This window comes from Aeromonas sp. 82P (genome assembly GCF_051919365.1).
GTDB lineage: Bacteria > Pseudomonadota > Gammaproteobacteria > Enterobacterales > Aeromonadaceae > Aeromonas > Aeromonas veronii.
Window position 1 is genome coordinate 1,767,619 of record NZ_JBQBEV010000001.1, and the last position, 16,071, is coordinate 1,783,689.

The window sequence follows — 16,071 nt, forward strand, 5'->3', positions numbered from 1 at the left end:
AAAGTTAATTATTTAAACGGGGAATGAAAATGATCAATAAAGTAGCATTTATCACCGGCATTACCGGTCAAGACGGTTCTTATTTAGCCGAGCTGTTGGTTGAAAAGGGGTACCAGGTACACGGTTTAATCCGCCGTGCCTCCTCTTATAACACCTCACGTATCGATAATCTGCGCCAGTTAAGTGATAACATCACCCTGCATTATGGTGACTTGTCCGACAGTTCTAACCTTAACCGACTGATCAAGGAGATTGTACCAGACGAGGTATATAACCTCGCGGCCATGTCGCATGTGGCCGTCTCTTTTGAATCACCGGAGTATGCTGCGGATGTGGATGCCATCGGCACCTTGCGTATTCTTGAGGCGATTCGGGTGAATGGCCTGGCGCAAAAAACCCGTTTCTATCAGGCTTCTACCTCCGAGTTATATGGGCTGGTCCAAGAGATCCCGCAGCGCGAGACCACCCCGTTCTACCCCCGTTCCCCCTATGCGGTGGCCAAAATGTATGCCTACTGGATCACGGTTAACTACCGCGAGTCTTATGGCATGTATGCCTGCAACGGTATTCTGTTCAACCACGAGTCCCCACGTCGTGGTGAAACCTTTGTTACCCGCAAGATCACCCGCGCCATCGCTAATATCGCCCAAGGGCTGGAGCAGTGTTTGTATCTGGGCAATATGGATGCGCTGCGCGACTGGGGTCACGCCAAAGATTACGTGCGTATGCAGTGGATGATGCTGCAGCAAACCCAGGCTGAAGATTTTGTGATTGCGACCGGTAAACAGATTTCCGTTCGCGAATTTGTGCGTATGTCGGCCAAAGAGGCTGGTATCGAGCTGACCTTTAGTGGTCAAGGCGTCAATGAAGTCGCGACTGTCAGTGCGGTCACTGGTGACAACGCACCGGGTGTCAACGTAGGTGATGTGATCGTCAGAGTCGATGAGCGTTACTTCCGTCCTGCAGAAGTTGAAACCCTGTTGGGTGATCCTGCCAAGGCCAAGGCCAAACTGGGTTGGGTGCCGGAGATCACTGTTGAAGAGATGTGTGCCGAGATGGTGGCCAGCGACCTTAATAAGGCCAAGCAACATGCACTGCTCAAAGCCAACGGCTTTGACGTTTCTCTGTCGGTGGAGAACTGATCAATGACAGCGCAACACGCCAAAAAAAAGGTCTTTGTTGCTGGTCACCGAGGTATGGTGGGGTCGGCGATTTGCCGTCAGTTAAGCCAGCGAGGAGAAGTTGAACTGGTCGTGCGTACTCGTACCGAGCTTGATTTAACCTCCCAACAGGCGGTGACAGAGTTTTTCGCAAGCGAACAGATTGATCAGGTGTATCTGGCTGCAGCCAAGGTGGGTGGTATTCATGCCAATAACAGTTATCCCGCCGAATTCATCTACGAGAATCTTATGATGGAGTGCAACATTATCCACGCTGCGCATCTGGCTGGTGTGCAAAAGCTGCTCTTTTTGGGCTCGTCGTGCATTTATCCCAAACTGGCTGCCCAACCGATGACTGAAAGTGCGCTTCTGACCGGCACGTTGGAAGCGACTAACGAACCATATGCCATCGCCAAGATCGCCGGTATCAAGTTGTGTGAATCGTATAATCGCCAATATGGTCGAGATTATCGCAGCGTGATGCCTACCAATCTGTATGGCGAAAATGACAATTTCCATCCGGAAAATTCCCATGTCATCCCTGCCCTGATGCGCCGCTTCCACGAGGCTAAGTTACGTGGCGACAAAGAGGTGGTAGTGTGGGGTAGCGGCACACCTATGCGCGAGTTTCTGCATGTTGATGATATGGCGGCCGCCAGCATTCATGTGATGGAGTTGGCGAACGAGGTATATCAGGCTAATACCCAACCAATGCTGTCTCATATCAATGTGGGGACCGGTGTCGACTGTACGATCCGCGAGTTGGCTGAGACGATGGCCAGAGTCGTTGGGTTTGCCGGTGAGGTAGTATTCGATGCTACTAAACCTGATGGCACTCCGCGAAAACTAATGGATGTAAGCCGCTTGGCTAACCTAGGTTGGCATTATACCCATTCATTGGAATTAGGCCTGACCCTGACTTATCAGTGGTTCCTGGAGCACCAAGATGCCTTCCGTGAATAACGACGTCACAAATAAATCAAGTCATTGGTTAGATAAGACACAATTTCAACAGATAGTGGCGGCAATGCCACTTATCTCGATTGATTTGATTGTACGCAATGAGCTTGGACAAGTACTGCTTGGGCGAAGGTTAAACCGCCCGGCGCAAGGCTTCTGGTTTGTTCCTGGTGGTCGGGTGCGTAAAGATGAACGGTTAAATGATGCTTTTTGGCGTTTAACTGAGGAAGAGTTAGGGATTGCGGTTAGTCGGGATATTGCCCGCTTTCTCGGTCCTTACGAGCACTTTTATACCGATAACTTCTCGGGCGAAGATTTTTCAACCCATTACGTGGTGTTGGGGTATGAAATGGTATGGCAAGGAGAACAAGATGCATTGCCATTGAGCCAGCATGACCAATATCGTTGGTGTAGCGTCAATGAGTTGCTGCAAGACCCGAGTGTGCATCAGCACACCAAAGATTATTTTTTAGAAAGGACGTAATGCCATGTTATTGCCAGTTGTAATGGCTGGGGGCTCTGGCACTCGCCTGTGGCCTTTGTCGCGCACTCTGTTTCCCAAGCAGTTTTTATCCCTAACCAGTGAGGCGACCCTGCTGCAAGAAACCTTGCAGCGCTTAAACCCGTTGGCGCATCAGCCAGCCTTCATTATCTGCAATCAAGAGCATCGCTTCATCGTTGCCGAGCAGTTGCGCAAAGGGCATTTGCAACACAGCGGGATTGCGCTGGAGCCGTTTGGCCGCAACACGGCACCAGCAGTGGCCATTGCCGCCCTGCATGCCAGCGCACAAGGTGACGATCCCTTATTGCTGGTGCTGGCCGCAGATCATGTGATCGCCAAACCCGCCGCCTTTTGCCAAGCGGTGCAAGCGGCTATTCCCTTGGCCGAGCAGGGCAAGTTAGTCACCTTTGGCATAGTACCTACCGCGCCAGAAACCGGTTATGGCTATATCCAGCAGGGCAGTGAAGTGGGCTATGGTGCCAGCACGGTAGCAGCTTTTGTCGAGAAACCAGAATTATCCACCGCCCAGCAATATCTGGCCGATGGCCGTTACTTGTGGAACAGCGGTATGTTCTTGTTTAAGGCTTCTGTATATCTGCATGAGCTTAAACAGCATAACCCCGCCATGTTGGCGGCCTGTGAGCAAGCACTCTCCTTAGCGCAAGATGATCTGGATTTTATCCGGCTTGATCCGGATTCTTTTGCCGCTTGCCCGGATGATTCCATCGACTATGCGGTGATGGAAAAAACCGCCAATGCAGTGGTGATGCCGCTGGATGCCAACTGGAGTGATGTCGGTTCTTGGTCTGCCCTGTGGGAAGTGAGTGACAAAGATGCGCAAGGCAATGTGCTGCACGGTGATGTGTTAACCGAGCAGACTCGCAACTGCTTTATCTATGCCCAGCACCGCTTAACAGCTACGGTCGGCATTGATGATGTGGTGGTCATTGAAACCAAAGATGCGGTGTTAGTGGCGCATAAAGACCGAGTGCAAGAGATCAAAGGCATTGTCAATCAATTAAAAGCGGCCAATCGCCCCGAACAATTGCAACACCGCGAAGTGTTTCGCCCTTGGGGTAGCCACGACGCGATTGCCGATGGGTTGCGTTATCACGTTAAACAGTTGATGGTGAAACCCGGCCAAAAAACCGCGATGCAAATTCACCACCACCGCGCTGAACACTGGATTATTGTGTCTGGCACAGCACGGGTGACGCGAGGTGAAGAAAGCTTTTTGTTATCCGAAAACCAATCTACCTATATTCCACTTGGAGTGGCGCACGCCATTGAAAACCCAGGAAAAATCCCGCTTGAGATGATTGAAGTTCGTAGCGGTATTTATCTTGGGGAAGATGATATTGTGCGTATTCCATCTACCGGAGTTGGCTATTGATGAAGGTCAGTATTATTACTGCAACGTATAACAGTGCTGCCACCATTCATGATACTCTCGTGTCATTAGAGAGCCAGACATATCCAGATATTGAATACATCATTGTCGATGGCGCCTCCAAAGATAATACCCTTGAGGTGATTAACCATAACTGCACCAGAGTAAGCAAAATTATCTCTGAGCCCGATCGTGGAATTACGATGCGCTCAATAAAGGTATTGCTGCTGCAACCGGTGATATAGTGGGTTTTTTGCATTCGGATGATCTGCTGGCTTATCCAGAAGCGATTGCTGATTTGGTTAATGTATTCAACATCGGTGAGTATGATGCTGTCTATGCCGATCTTGAATATGTTCAGCAAAACGATATCAGTAAAGTGGTACGTCTTTGGCAAAGCGGCAACTATAACAAGAAAAAATTAAAATATGGTTGGATGCCTGCTCACCCGACGTTTTATATGCGTCGCAGTTGCTATCAAAAATTTGATGATTTTGATTTAAGTTATAAAATTGCTGCTGATTATGACTCAATTTTACGATATCTCTGGCGTGCAAATGTCCGAGCTGGTTACTTGCCTCAGGTGTTAATAAAGATGCGTGTAGGTGGCATCAGCAATCGTTCGCTAAGCACTATCTTGCGTAAGATGCGTGAGGATATTCAAGCTATGCGCAACAATGGACTATTTTGGCCGGTGACGCTTGCATGGAAAAACCTGTCTAAAATCCCGCAATTTTTGGTTAAAAATAATGATTAATACCCAATCTATTATTTCACAAAGTGGTATTGCCTTTGGCACCAGTGGTGCCCGTGGCTTGGTGGTCGATTTCACGCCCGAAGTGTGCGCGGCTTTTACTCATGCTTTTGTTGCCGTGTTACGCCAGGAATTCGCTCCTAAGCAGCTGGCGTTGGCAATCGATAACCGCCCGAGCAGTTATGCTATGGCTCAGGCGTGCGCTGCAGCCTTGTTGCAAGCAGGGGTTGAGCCGCTTTATTACGGGGTGGTTCCAACCCCCGCATTAGCCTATCAGGCGATGCAAGATACTATGCCATGCATCATGGTGACAGGGAGCCATATTCCATTTGATCGTAACGGGCTGAAATTCTATCGACCAGATGGTGAGATCACCAAGGCTGATGAACTGGCGATTTTGGCGGCTGAGGTTGAGTTTGATGCTTTACCCGTGTTGCCTGAGTTGATTGCCAGCCCGCGGGCAGCCGAAAGTTATTGTGCTCGTTATGCATCTTTGTTTGCTGCAGATATGTTAGCAGGTAAACGAATTGGTATTTATGAGCATTCCAGCGCTGGACGTGAACTCTATGCGCCGTTATTTGCTTCGTTGGGTGCAGAAGTTATTCGCATCGAGCGCAGTGATCAATTTGTGCCGATCGATACCGAAGCGGTAGGGGAAGAAGATAAATCCAAGGCACGGTTGTGGTCTGCCCAATACCAACTTGATGCAATCTTCTCGACTGATGGTGATGGCGACCGTCCGTTGGTAGCAGATGAGCATGGTGAGTGGCTGCGTGGTGATATTTTGGGTCTGCTATGTGCCAGTGCCCTGAATATTGAAGCGTTAGCCATTCCAGTCAGCAGTAACACAGTGATTGTTCGTTGTGGCCGTTTTGACTGCGTGCAACTGACCAAAATTGGTTCACCTTATGTGATCGCTGAATTTGCGCAACTAGCTAAACAATATCAACGCGTAGCTGGTTTTGAAGCCAACGGTGGCTTCCTGTTAGGTAGTGATATCGAGTTTGCAGGTAAACCACTGGCGGCCTTGCCAACCCGTGATGCTGTGCTGCCGTTTTTGATGTTGTTAGCTGCTGCGGGCAAGGAGGCGATTTCACCCTTGGTGAATGCCTTACCTGCTCGTTATACCCATTCTGACCGAATTCAAAATTTTGCCACTGCTCGTAGTCAGGCAATTTTGGCTGAGGGGGGGCGGATCCTCAGACGTTATTAACCAAGCTGGGTTTAACTGATTTCACTGTTAGCTTGGTAGATACCACAGATGGATTGAGGTTGACGTTAAATAATGGTTTTATTATTCACCTGCGACCATCAGGTAATGCCCCTGAGCTGCGCTGTTATGCTGAGGCGGATAGATTTGAAATAGCAAGTACGCTAGTTTCATCTACATTAACTAACCTAATTAATCTATAAATTTTCCTATTCAGGTGTAAAAGGATTAACCATGAGAATTGCTGTAGCTGGTACATGCAAACCGCATGGTTTGTGAACATCGCTGATGTGATGGGCAAGGTATATACCCGCGATCTGTTTGGTAGCTAAACGTCAGGCTGAGGCATTTTCTAGGTCTCCTGTTTAATCGATTGTCATAATCTGTGCGCTTTTTGTTATGATGCCGCCTGTCTATGCCGTGGGTGGCATCAATATTTTTGTATGTGGTGGATTTTATCAAGATGAATCAAAAGGGATTGCTTCTTTCTCTGGCTTTGGTGGGCTTGCCGCTTATGGCGGCGCCACAAATTACGCCCGAGATGATGGCCAAATTTAAACAGCTGTCTCCTGCCCAGCAGCAGGCACTGGCCGCTCAGTATGGTATCGATCCATCCCAGGTCGGAGGGAGTAACAGCCAAAGCAGTGTCACGCCGGTCAACACTGCGCCTGTGGCGGCCCCACGTGAAGTGGATTACAGCCAGGCATCTCAGCGGCCCTTGGTCGCAGGTGCGGCGCAAGATGGGGAATTACAGCCTTTTGGCTATAGTGTGTTTGCCGGTGAACCGCTGACCGATGCGCCAGTGGTGGATATGCCCGTGGCCGACGATTATGTGATGGGCCCGGGTGACGAGATACGAGTCCAGCTCTATGGAAAGGAGAATGCGAGTTACAGCCTTGCGATTGGCCGTGAGGGTTTTATCGACTTTCCGTCACTTGGTCCGATTGCTGCCAGTGGCCAGACTTTCCAGCAACTACGCACTGAGCTGGAAAACCGGATCAAAGAGCAAAAGATTGGTGTAGAGGCGTTTATCAGTTTTGGTGCTTTGCGCACCATGCAGGTCTTTGTGATGGGCGATGCCTATCGCCCTGGTGCTTACAACGTCAATGGCATGGCGACAGTGACCCAGGCTTTGCAAGCCGCAGGTGGCATCGACACCGTAGGGTCGCTGCGCAAGATCCAGGTCAAGCGTGCTGGGCAGAAAGTGATCGATGTCGACCTCTACAAGATGCTGGTATGGGGCGACACCAGTCAGGATATTCGTTTGCGTTCCGGTGACACAGTGTTTATCCCTGCCAAAGGGATTGAAGTGAGCATCGATGGTCTGGTGAAACGCCCCGCTATTTATGAATTGAGTGGCCCGGCAGCCCTGGTTAATGTGCTGGGGTTGGCCGGCGGCATGAAGGCTGCTGCGCTCAAAGAGGTTTCGGTGACCCGTTATGGTGAAACCGGAATGCGGGTATTCAACTTGAATCTGGCAAGTCAGCATGATCGCCAGTTTGTTGTGCGCGATGGTGACAAGATCACGGTCAAGCCGAGCAGTACCGAATATAGCCAGGCGATTGTGGTAAAAGGTGCCGTGGTTCGTGAAGGTGTATTCAGCTTCCAACCTGGAATGCGGATCAGTCGGGTTCTACAAAGTGCCGATCGTGATCTGACCTCTGTCACAGATTTGAATTACGCCCTGGTTGTCCGTGAAGTGGATGCGCAGCGCAATATCGAGGTGCTGCAATTTAATCTGGGGCGAGCCCTGCAAATGCCTGGTGGCGAAGATGACATTCGCTTGCAACCGCGTGATCAGGTACTTGTCTTTAGCAATGATACGACCGACCGCTTGATACAACAGGCTAATACTCGCACGCCGTTTACCTCTATCAACAAGCAGGCGCAACAACGTATTGCCCAACAAGCTGATACGGTCGATAGCAGTACCGGTGCCGATGTCAGCCGTGCACAGCTTGCCAAAGAAGAGAAGATGACGTTGGCGGAGGTTTCTGGCACAACTACAACAGAGGCAGTTGTGGGGGCTTCTCGTCAGGCTCTTCTTGCTCCCGTTCTTGAACGTTTGAAAGCGCAAGCTGCACAAGGCAAGCCTGTACAGATTGCTGAAGTGCGCGGCGAGGTGAAATACCCGGGGATCTATCCCTTGACTCCCTATAGCCGTACCCATGATTTGATCATGGCTGCGGGCGGTTTTAACGAACAGGCAAATGTAATTGAGTTGTCTCGTGTTAGCGAACGAGGGAACGATATTGCAATTGAAAATCAGCGTCTGGATTTGGCAACTGCAAATCGGGTAACTGGTTCACCTTTGGTGCAATCAAAAGACAGCTTGAACGTATTGCCTCATCCTCAGTGGCGTGAAGAAGCAACCGTACAGGTGTTTGGCGAGGTGAAGTATCCTGGGACCTATACAGTTCGTCGTGGCGAAAGCCTACAGGACTTGATCCAGCGAGTCGGCGGTATAACCCCTTATGCGAACCCGAATGGCGCTGTATTTGCTCGTGAAGCGCTGCGCAAGCAGGAGGAAGAACGCATCGCGTTATTGCGTGATGAACTCAAGCAAGAGATCGCGACGATGACCTTGCGTCGTCAATCCAGTATCGCCAACTACACCAGCTCGCCAGCCGAGGCGATGACGGTGGTCAATCAGCTTGAAAACAGCAAGGCTGTCGGTCGCATGACTATCGATATGCCGGCCATTTTGTCTGGCGACAAACAGGCTGACGTGATGCTGCAAGATGGCGACAAGCTTTATGTGCCTGCGTTACAAAATGTGGTCTCTATTCAGGGTATGGTGCAATTTCCCTCTTCCCACGTTTACGATGGCAACCTGAGTGTGAACGATTATTTGAGTCGTGCTGGGGGAACCAAGAAACAGGCGGATACCGACCGTATCTACGTGATCAAGGCTAATGGTAGTGTGATGCTGCCAGGTGATAGCTGGTTTGGTGGTCGCAAGAGCCTGGAACCGGGCGATACGATCGTAGTTCCGGTTGATTCTGATTATCTGGATAACCTGAGTATCATGACCTCAGCAACTCAGATCCTCTACCAACTGGGTGTCGCATGGAATGCAATCAAGTAATGACATTGTTCATTTGACAACCTATGCAGTCAGGTAGTGAAGACTACCTGACTCTTTTGAGATTCGGTTTGTTATGACACAACTAAAAGAACACCCTCCCTTGCCATTGGTAATGAATGGGGAGAGCGAAGATGAAATCGATTTACGTGAGTTGTTCGCAGCGCTGTGGCGTGGTAAGTGGTGGATAGTCGCCAGTACCTTGGTGGGGGCGGGAATAGCTGTCATGGTCGCAATATCATTGCCCAATATTTATCGCTCGGAAGCCTTGCTGGCTCCGTCTGTTGAGCAACAAGGGGGGGGGCTTGCTGCCATGGCTGCCCAGTTTGGTGGTCTTGCCAGTTTGGCAGGCGTAAACCTTAGTGGCGGTGGTTCTGACAAGACTGCGATTGCAGTCGAGATTGGGAAATCCCGTCAATTTTTAAGTCAATTTATTCGCCAGCATCAGTTGGAAGTGCCATTGTTGGCAGTTATTAAAGCTGACAAGGTGACCGGCGAGTTACTTGTTGATAAACAAATCTACGATGTTGACACCAAAAAGTGGGTGCGAGAGGTGCCATCTGGCAAGTCGGTTGAACCAACAGACTGGGAGCTGGTTAAGGCATTTCGTGAACTTGCCAGTATCAGTCAGGATGCCAAATCGGGGCTGGTGACGGTGGCGGTGGAGTACTACTCTCCGGAGTCTGCCAAGCAGTGGGTTGACTGGCTGGTTGCCGATCTCAATGAGGCCATGAAATTGCGTGATCAAACAGATGCGACACGTAATATTACCTATCTCAAAGCACAGCTTGAGAAAACCCCAGTTGCAGATATGCAGAAGGTGTTCTACCAACTGATCGAGGATCAGACCAAAACTATGATGTTAACCGAAGTGAATCAAGAGTACGTGTTTAAAACCCTTGATCCTGCGGTGGTTGCTGAAGAAAAAGCGAAACCCAAACGGGCATTGATCGCAGTATTAGGCACTTTGCTTGGGGGCATGTTAGGCGTTATGATCGTTTTGGTACGCCATGCTATGGGGCGTCCACTTCGTAACACTAGATGAGAATGCTCTTCTGAGCGGCGTATTCTGGTTTATTGGTTTGTTTCACGATATCCTGTTATTACTTTAAGTCACGTTTAAACAAGGAAACGAGTAATGAAAAAATCCGCCCTGACTCTGGCTGCGTTGTTGGTTCTCTCTTCAAATGCATTTGCAGCTGAAGAAGTAGCTGCTGCAGCTAGCACCGGTGGTGGTGCTGCTGGCGGCGCTGCTGCCACTGGCGCAGCTATTGGTACCACTGCCGCAGTTGCTGTTGGCGTTGGTGCTGCTGCACTGGCTGCGATTGTTATTTCTAACGCAAATGACGACTCCACCAGTACCAGCACTAACACAACAACTGCTACCAAGTAAGTTGTTCGATATTGTAATAAGGCTGCCACATTGGCAGCCTTATTTTTGTCACTTTGCAATCATTTTCCAATTCCACTGAGTGACCCGTCTATGTTTTCTCTTCGTTTGTTTATACCTTTGGGATTGTTACTCTTGAGTGGTTGTTCCGCCACCAGTTTAGATACCTATGCAACTCTCCGCTATGCCCTTTTGGGAATGGATGATGTGGAGGTTACGACTGAAAAAGTACGTGAATTACCTTATGCGAGCGCCTATCTGCGAGTGGGTGATAATCCACAGGCATTGGTTGTGCTTGCGTTTGCAGATCCTGATGGTTCATTGAGCTGGGTGAGCTCTGATAATAAGCTTTTTGTTACCAAATCAGGTCGACTACACAAGACGGTGGGTTTGGAAAATGATCTCTATTTAGTAGCATCAACTTGGCCTGATCCATTGCAAAAAATGGTAAATGTACCCGATATATCTTTGAGCTTGGATGCTATGTCTTGGCAGTATTCTGCCGAATGGGAAAAGGATTATCTGAGTGGATATGACATGCGGGCTAAGTTTATATCTGCTGTCCCAGAAAAGCTGTTAATCCTTGATAAAACACATAATGTTATGTTGATTGATGAGTTGGTCAGTGTCGGACATGACCAGAACTCTTGGCATAATTACTATTGGTTTGAGCCTAGTACGGGCAGAGTATTAAAAAGCCAGCAGCAATTGGGGCCGGAATTACCGGTGATTGAAATGACAATATTAAAGCCGTACGCATTATGAAAAGATACCTGACGATCGGTCTCATACCATTTTTTGCTTTGGCTCAAGCTGATGTAAACGTGATTTTTGAGCGTCATGCTACAGCGAAGATTGAGTTGCATGATGGTGCCAGACTTGCAGACCTGTTATTTAATGTTCAATTACCAGATGATATCTATTGGCGTACTGCACAAATTGCGAATGAAAAGACCATAGCGGAATTTCAGATGACTAAAGAGCAATTGCTCAAGGATATTAAAGCACTTCAAGTACTTTGGATGCGAGCAGGTGACAAAGGTTCATTGATCCAGTCAACGCAACAGTTACTACAAGAGCTGGACAAAGTTCCTGTCAGTGGCCGTTTGTCAATCGCATTAGATCCTGCCAAGTCCAGAATTGACCCGCATGGTAATCCACTATTAAAAGGGCAGTACACCCTTTTCCTTGCTTCAAGGCCCGATTTTATCTACTTCGTAGGACTGATTAACGGTCGCAGTAAACAGCCACTTCAGCCTGGTGCCAGTTTGGCAAGCTATTGGCAGGATTACCGCTTGTTGGCTGGCGCTGCGCAGCATGAAGCGTTTCTGATCCAGCCAGACGGTTCTATCAGTCGCGTTCCTGTCGCTAATTGGAACAAACTGCATCGTGAACCTATGGCGGGTGCTACGCTCTTTGTCGGTTTTGATCCCCAAATCCTTCCAGAGCAATATAAGGATATTAATATTCGTATTGCCACTCTGCTTGCTAATCGAGTACCAGAATGATGCTGCCTAAATTGAAATATATTGCGATTTTTGTTTCAGGGGCAGTGTGTGCTGCTGAGTCTGTTATTGATCCTTATGGCCCCTCACAAAGTGATTTCGGTGGGGTGGGTCTGCTTCAAACTCCTACCGCACGAATGGCCAAAGAAGGCGAATTCAGTGCCAACTATGTTGATAATGACCAATATCGTCGATGGTCTATCTCGGCACAGCCATTTGAGTGGTTTGAAGCGACACTAAGGTATACTGATATAAGAACAAAAAAATATAGCAAATATGAAGATTTTAGTGGTGATCAAACCTATAAAGACAAAGGGATGGATTTCAAGTTCCGCCTTTGGCAAGAATCTAACTATCTGCCACAGGTTTCAGTTGGCTTTAGAGATCTAATGGGGACCGGTCTCTTTGATAGTGAGTTTGTGACGGCTAGCAAACGGTATGGCCCTTTGGATTTTACTGTCGGTATCGGCTGGGGAAATATAGCCGAAAGCGGAAATATTAAAAATCCATTTTGTGAGTATAAAGATAGCTGGTGTCAAAGGAATTCAGGCTATTCTGGTAGTGGCGGTAAGTTTGAAGTTGATAGCCTGTTTCATGGTCCAGCTGCTCTCTTCGGTGGAATTGAATATCAAACACCATGGCAGCCACTCAGGTTGAAGCTGGAATATGATGGCAATGATTATAGTAAGGAGGAGGCTGGCCATATTTCTCAAGATTCCCCTTGGAATGTAGGGGCAGTGTACCGCGTGTTCGATAATCTGGATAGCCATCTAAGCTGGCAGAGAGGAAACACCTTGATGTGGGGGGTGACTTTTCGGACTAACTTTAATGATATGAAACCCGCTCATATTGATCAGCCGAGACCCATTTATCAGCCTGACCAAGTTCCAGCCACTATGACTGATGTGAAGTGGAAGGCGCTAACTGACGATTTGAAAGAGAATGCTGGTTGGCAGGATACAGAATTTTACACAACCTCCAATTCTGTGACTGTCATCGGCACGCAGAGCAAGTATCGCGATCAGAATGAGGCGATGAAGAGAACCTCTTTGTTAGCCGCAAATTATTTGCCGGGTACGGTCGATGAGCTGAATGTTGTTGAACGTAAGGCGAACTTCCAGTTGCAAGAAACCCGCATCGATCTCCCATCTATTCGTCGTGCCAATGTGGTACAGGTGTTGGGAGAAGAACAACATGAAAAATCGACGGTTCAGGCTGCAGGAAAAATTCAGGGAGAATCTATCTACTCATCTGAGCGCAAGTCATTTTCATACTCTTTTGACCCAGACCTAACGCAATCATTTGGTGGTGCTGAGTCTTTCTATATGTATCAGTTAGGCATTAATGCAAATGCTGATTGGCGTATAAATGAAAACAACAGTTTGCAAAGTACGCTGTTTGTTAATCTGGTTAATAACTACGATGAGTTCAATTATAAAGCTCCTCCTCCAGATGGCGCTGCCTTACCACGGGTTCGGACGTGGATTCGTGAGTATGTCGATTCTTCTAATGTATTACTCAACAACTTGCAGTTAACCCATATGCAACCACTTGCTCAAGATTGGTACGGGCAAGCTTATGGTGGATATTTGGAGATGATGTATGCCGGCGTTGGGAGTGAGGTACTCTATCGCCCATACGGTAAGACTTGGGCCATTGGTGTTGATGCAAACTGGGTGAAACAGCGAGACTGGAACAACACCCTGAAAATGGCTGATTATGATGTAATGACCGGATATGTTACTGCGTATTGGCAGTTACCATTCATGAATAATGTCACTGCCAAAGTTTCCGTGGGTCAGTATTTGGCTGGTGACAAAGGCGCTACATTCGACTTTTCCAAGCGGTTTGATTCGGGGGTTATCTTGGGGGGGTATGCAACATTTACAGATGTTTCTGCGGACGAGTATGGTGAAGGTAGCTTTACCAAAGGAATTTATGTCACGATACCGTTTGATTTGATGCTGCTCAAGCCAACAACCGCGAAAGGAAGCATTGGATGGGTTCCTTTGACACGGGATGGAGGCCAGATGTTGAGCCGCAAGAATGGTCTTTACGGCTTGACAGAGCTATAGTAATCAAAAGTTGCATAGAGCCTATCTTTTTTCATCAAACAGGGCGAGCAGTTGTAAACTGCTCGCCCTTTTATTACCTACCCAAGAGATATGGCAATCTGCAGAATTATGCTAGGAATGCATGATGATTAAATACTTACGTGTTTTGTTTGGCGTACTTTGTATCGCTTATTGGTTGTTGGGCATGCATTTTTTTATGCACAACCCGGGAGGCGCAGGGCTGTATCTGCCCTTTAATGCGTGGGGATGGGGGTTTGCCTCGCTGGCTATTGGATTGGGACTGTGGCAGGTGACGTTACGTCAACGGCTTGTCTTTTCTCCATTACAAGCGGGCTTATGTATAGGGGCTCTCTTGCTACTGCTCCCGATGCTCTATCCAGGTTTTGCACTCAAGGATTATGCCATTCCCCGATTGCTGGGACTTTTTGCTGGACTGCTGTTTTTGTTTGGACTCTATCAATGGCGCTTTGATAAGGCGCAGCGTGATCGCTTGCTCTATCTCATCCTGATTGCGATCGCGATGGAGGCATGGCTGGGTCTGGTGCAATTCTACCTCTTAACGCCAGGAAACTGGATTGGCTATGACACCAAGGCCAATCGCCCTTACGGGATCTTTCAACAGCCAAATGTGATGGCGACATTTATGGCAACTGGCCTTGCCCTTGCTATCTGGCTGGAATTACGCCGAGAGGGGGGGCGATTGCTGATGGCGTTGCGCTATGGCGTCATTCTATCTTCAGCACTGCTGCTCGTTGTTTTGCAATCCCGAGTGGGGCAGTTAGGCGGCCTGCTAGCCCTGTTCTTACTGATGCCTCAGCTTTATCGACAGCGGCTGCTATGGCGGATATTGGGTCTGGTTATTTTGGCTGTAGCGATTGGCCTGTTATCACAATATTGGCTGGCTGGAGCAAAACGAGGATTAGAGATCTATCAGTCCGGCGGTATGCGCTCTATTTACTGGCCTTATGCGGTAAAACTGATTGCACAGGCTCCTTGGAGTGGATGGGGATACGGCAGTTTTGAATCTGTTTTTCTCCATCACTACATGGCTGATAAAGCACTGAATCCGTCCATGGTGCAGATTGAGTACAATCTTGACCACCCCCACAACGAGTTTCTCTATTGGGCTGTTGAGGGCGGTATTGCACCCATGGTCGGCATGGTGATCATGGGAGGTGCATTATTATGGCGTCTGGCGAGTGTGCGCTGGGTGCATGCCATGGGGCTGCTTGCCTTGGTTACCCCAATATTGCTTCATACCCAGACGGAATACCCTCTCTACCATGCGATCGTGTTATGGTGGCTGTTGCTGACGCTGATTTATATCATCGATACCGAAATTGAGGAGACCAACCTAGCGAGTCAGGGTTTCTCATCATGGTGGGATATGGAGTGCCGCCCATGGCTGTTACTGCGATTTATGGCGATCGCTATCCCGCTGCTGGTCGTTCCCTTTATGCTCACAGCAATTCACACCGCATGGGTAGTCACCAAATATGAACGGGGTGGGTATAAAGAGCCGACCTTGCTACTTGATATCGTCAATCCCATGGCTTGGTTGACCCGAGTCGAGTTTGATGTGAACTCAGTTCGTCTGATGGTGGGCTTGCAGACAAATAACAAGACCGAACTGGAAGCTTATCTGGAGTGGGGGCAGGCATTCGTACGCCATACACCGCGTGCCAACATATACGCCAATATGGTGATCGCGCTTAATGCATTGGGTCGTACAGAGGAGGCCAATGCGATGCGAGCTGAAGCACTTAAGCTCTATCCAACCGAGCCCCTTTTAACTGGGTCTGCTTCACAGGCAGTGATTACCGGTGTTGACCAATCAGGCAAGAATATAACCAAAAATAAATAGTGCTATTTGGATACATAGAAAGCCAGCCCTTAAAAACGGCTGGCTTTTTTATTTTTTCCCTTCTGGACAACCAGTATCTGAACAGTCTGTTTTCGGACGCATGCGTTTGTCAAACGGGCTATGAAAGGCATATTTTAAATGTCATGTGGCGATCCCAACCAATTGATTAATATGTA

At 48.5% G+C, this 16,071-nt stretch carries 15 protein-coding genes; all 15 read left to right on the forward strand.

Features of this window, described 5'->3' with window-relative positions:
* Positions 1-29 precede the first annotated feature (29 nt).
* The 15 genes from gmd to ACTG2S_RS08340 all read left to right on the forward strand — a co-directional run bounded on the left by gmd (position 30) and on the right by ACTG2S_RS08340 (position 15,895).
* Positions 30-1,142, forward strand: coding sequence for a GDP-mannose 4,6-dehydratase (gene gmd, locus ACTG2S_RS08270; RefSeq protein WP_136501514.1), 1,113 nt, complete (start codon positions 30-32; stop codon positions 1,140-1,142).
* A 3-nt stretch (positions 1,143-1,145) separates the two neighbouring features.
* Positions 1,146-2,123, forward strand: a complete 978-nt coding sequence (gene fcl / locus ACTG2S_RS08275) for a GDP-L-fucose synthase (RefSeq protein ID WP_136501515.1) — start codon at positions 1,146-1,148, stop codon at positions 2,121-2,123.
* Complete coding sequence (locus ACTG2S_RS08280; protein WP_265176574.1) at positions 2,116-2,604, forward strand: GDP-mannose mannosyl hydrolase; 489 nt, start codon at positions 2,116-2,118, stop codon at positions 2,602-2,604. The genes fcl and ACTG2S_RS08280 overlap by 8 nt, the downstream gene beginning before the upstream one ends.
* A 4-nt stretch (positions 2,605-2,608) precedes the next feature.
* A complete protein-coding gene (locus tag ACTG2S_RS08285; protein ID WP_136501517.1) occupies positions 2,609-4,015 on the forward strand; it encodes a mannose-1-phosphate guanylyltransferase/mannose-6-phosphate isomerase in 1,407 nt (468 codons plus the stop codon).
* Positions 4,015-4,257: a glycosyltransferase gene (locus tag ACTG2S_RS08290; RefSeq protein WP_439982317.1), complete on the forward strand. Its 243-nt coding sequence runs from the start codon at positions 4,015-4,017 to the stop codon at positions 4,255-4,257. The genes ACTG2S_RS08285 and ACTG2S_RS08290 overlap by 1 nt, the downstream gene beginning before the upstream one ends.
* Positions 4,257-4,769, forward strand: a complete 513-nt coding sequence (locus ACTG2S_RS08295; protein ID WP_439982318.1) for a hypothetical protein — start codon at positions 4,257-4,259, stop codon at positions 4,767-4,769. Before ACTG2S_RS08290 ends, ACTG2S_RS08295 begins: the two co-directional genes overlap by 1 nt.
* Entirely contained in the window at positions 4,762-5,979 is a 1,218-nt protein-coding gene (locus tag ACTG2S_RS08300) for a phosphomannomutase (RefSeq protein ID WP_439982320.1), read from the forward strand. Before ACTG2S_RS08295 ends, ACTG2S_RS08300 begins: the two co-directional genes overlap by 8 nt.
* Positions 5,980-6,038: 59 nt before the next feature.
* A complete protein-coding gene (locus tag ACTG2S_RS08305) occupies positions 6,039-6,179 on the forward strand; it encodes a hypothetical protein (RefSeq protein WP_439982321.1) in 141 nt (46 codons plus the stop codon).
* 260 nt (positions 6,180-6,439) lie between these two features.
* Complete coding sequence (locus ACTG2S_RS08310) at positions 6,440-9,064, forward strand: SLBB domain-containing protein (protein WP_201936904.1); 2,625 nt, start codon at positions 6,440-6,442, stop codon at positions 9,062-9,064.
* A gap of 73 nt (positions 9,065-9,137) precedes the next feature.
* Positions 9,138-10,106, forward strand: coding sequence for a Wzz/FepE/Etk N-terminal domain-containing protein (locus tag ACTG2S_RS08315; protein ID WP_234918284.1), 969 nt, complete (start codon positions 9,138-9,140; stop codon positions 10,104-10,106).
* A gap of 93 nt (positions 10,107-10,199) precedes the next feature.
* Entirely contained in the window at positions 10,200-10,454 is a 255-nt protein-coding gene (locus tag ACTG2S_RS08320) for a hypothetical protein (protein WP_201936903.1), read from the forward strand.
* A 90-nt stretch (positions 10,455-10,544) separates the two neighbouring features.
* Positions 10,545-11,216, forward strand: a complete 672-nt coding sequence (locus tag ACTG2S_RS08325; protein WP_201945624.1) for a YjbF family lipoprotein — start codon at positions 10,545-10,547, stop codon at positions 11,214-11,216.
* Entirely contained in the window at positions 11,213-11,959 is a 747-nt protein-coding gene (locus ACTG2S_RS08330; protein ID WP_201936899.1) for a capsule biosynthesis GfcC family protein, read from the forward strand. The genes ACTG2S_RS08325 and ACTG2S_RS08330 overlap by 4 nt, the downstream gene beginning before the upstream one ends.
* Positions 11,956-14,031: a YjbH domain-containing protein gene (locus tag ACTG2S_RS08335; protein ID WP_201936897.1), complete on the forward strand. Its 2,076-nt coding sequence runs from the start codon at positions 11,956-11,958 to the stop codon at positions 14,029-14,031. The genes ACTG2S_RS08330 and ACTG2S_RS08335 overlap by 4 nt, the downstream gene beginning before the upstream one ends.
* 124 nt (positions 14,032-14,155) lie before the next feature.
* Positions 14,156-15,895, forward strand: coding sequence for a PglL family O-oligosaccharyltransferase (locus tag ACTG2S_RS08340; protein WP_274161010.1), 1,740 nt, complete (start codon positions 14,156-14,158; stop codon positions 15,893-15,895).
* Positions 15,896-16,071: the final 176 nt, after the last annotated feature.

Bases quoted from the DNA above. Each gene is read 5' to 3' on its own strand.
- ACTG2S_RS08320 (WP_201936903.1), top strand. From the start codon at position 10,200: ATGAAAAAATCCGCCCTGACTCTGGCTGCGTTGTTGGTTCTCTCTTCA.
- ACTG2S_RS08300 (WP_439982320.1), top strand. From the start codon at position 4,762: ATGATTAATACCCAATCTATTATTTCACAAAGTGGTATTGCCTTTGGC.
- ACTG2S_RS08290 (WP_439982317.1), top strand. From the start codon at position 4,015: ATGAAGGTCAGTATTATTACTGCAACGTATAACAGTGCTGCCACCATT.
- fcl (WP_136501515.1), top strand. From the start codon at position 1,146: ATGACAGCGCAACACGCCAAAAAAAAGGTCTTTGTTGCTGGTCACCGA.
- ACTG2S_RS08325 (WP_201945624.1), top strand. From the start codon at position 10,545: ATGTTTTCTCTTCGTTTGTTTATACCTTTGGGATTGTTACTCTTGAGT.
- ACTG2S_RS08330 (WP_201936899.1), top strand. From the start codon at position 11,213: ATGAAAAGATACCTGACGATCGGTCTCATACCATTTTTTGCTTTGGCT.
- ACTG2S_RS08335 (WP_201936897.1), top strand. From the start codon at position 11,956: ATGATGCTGCCTAAATTGAAATATATTGCGATTTTTGTTTCAGGGGCA.
- ACTG2S_RS08310 (WP_201936904.1), top strand. From the start codon at position 6,440: ATGAATCAAAAGGGATTGCTTCTTTCTCTGGCTTTGGTGGGCTTGCCG.
- ACTG2S_RS08340 (WP_274161010.1), top strand. From the start codon at position 14,156: ATGATTAAATACTTACGTGTTTTGTTTGGCGTACTTTGTATCGCTTAT.
- ACTG2S_RS08315 (WP_234918284.1), top strand. From the start codon at position 9,138: ATGACACAACTAAAAGAACACCCTCCCTTGCCATTGGTAATGAATGGG.
- gmd (WP_136501514.1), top strand. From the start codon at position 30: ATGATCAATAAAGTAGCATTTATCACCGGCATTACCGGTCAAGACGGT.
- ACTG2S_RS08285 (WP_136501517.1), top strand. From the start codon at position 2,609: ATGTTATTGCCAGTTGTAATGGCTGGGGGCTCTGGCACTCGCCTGTGG.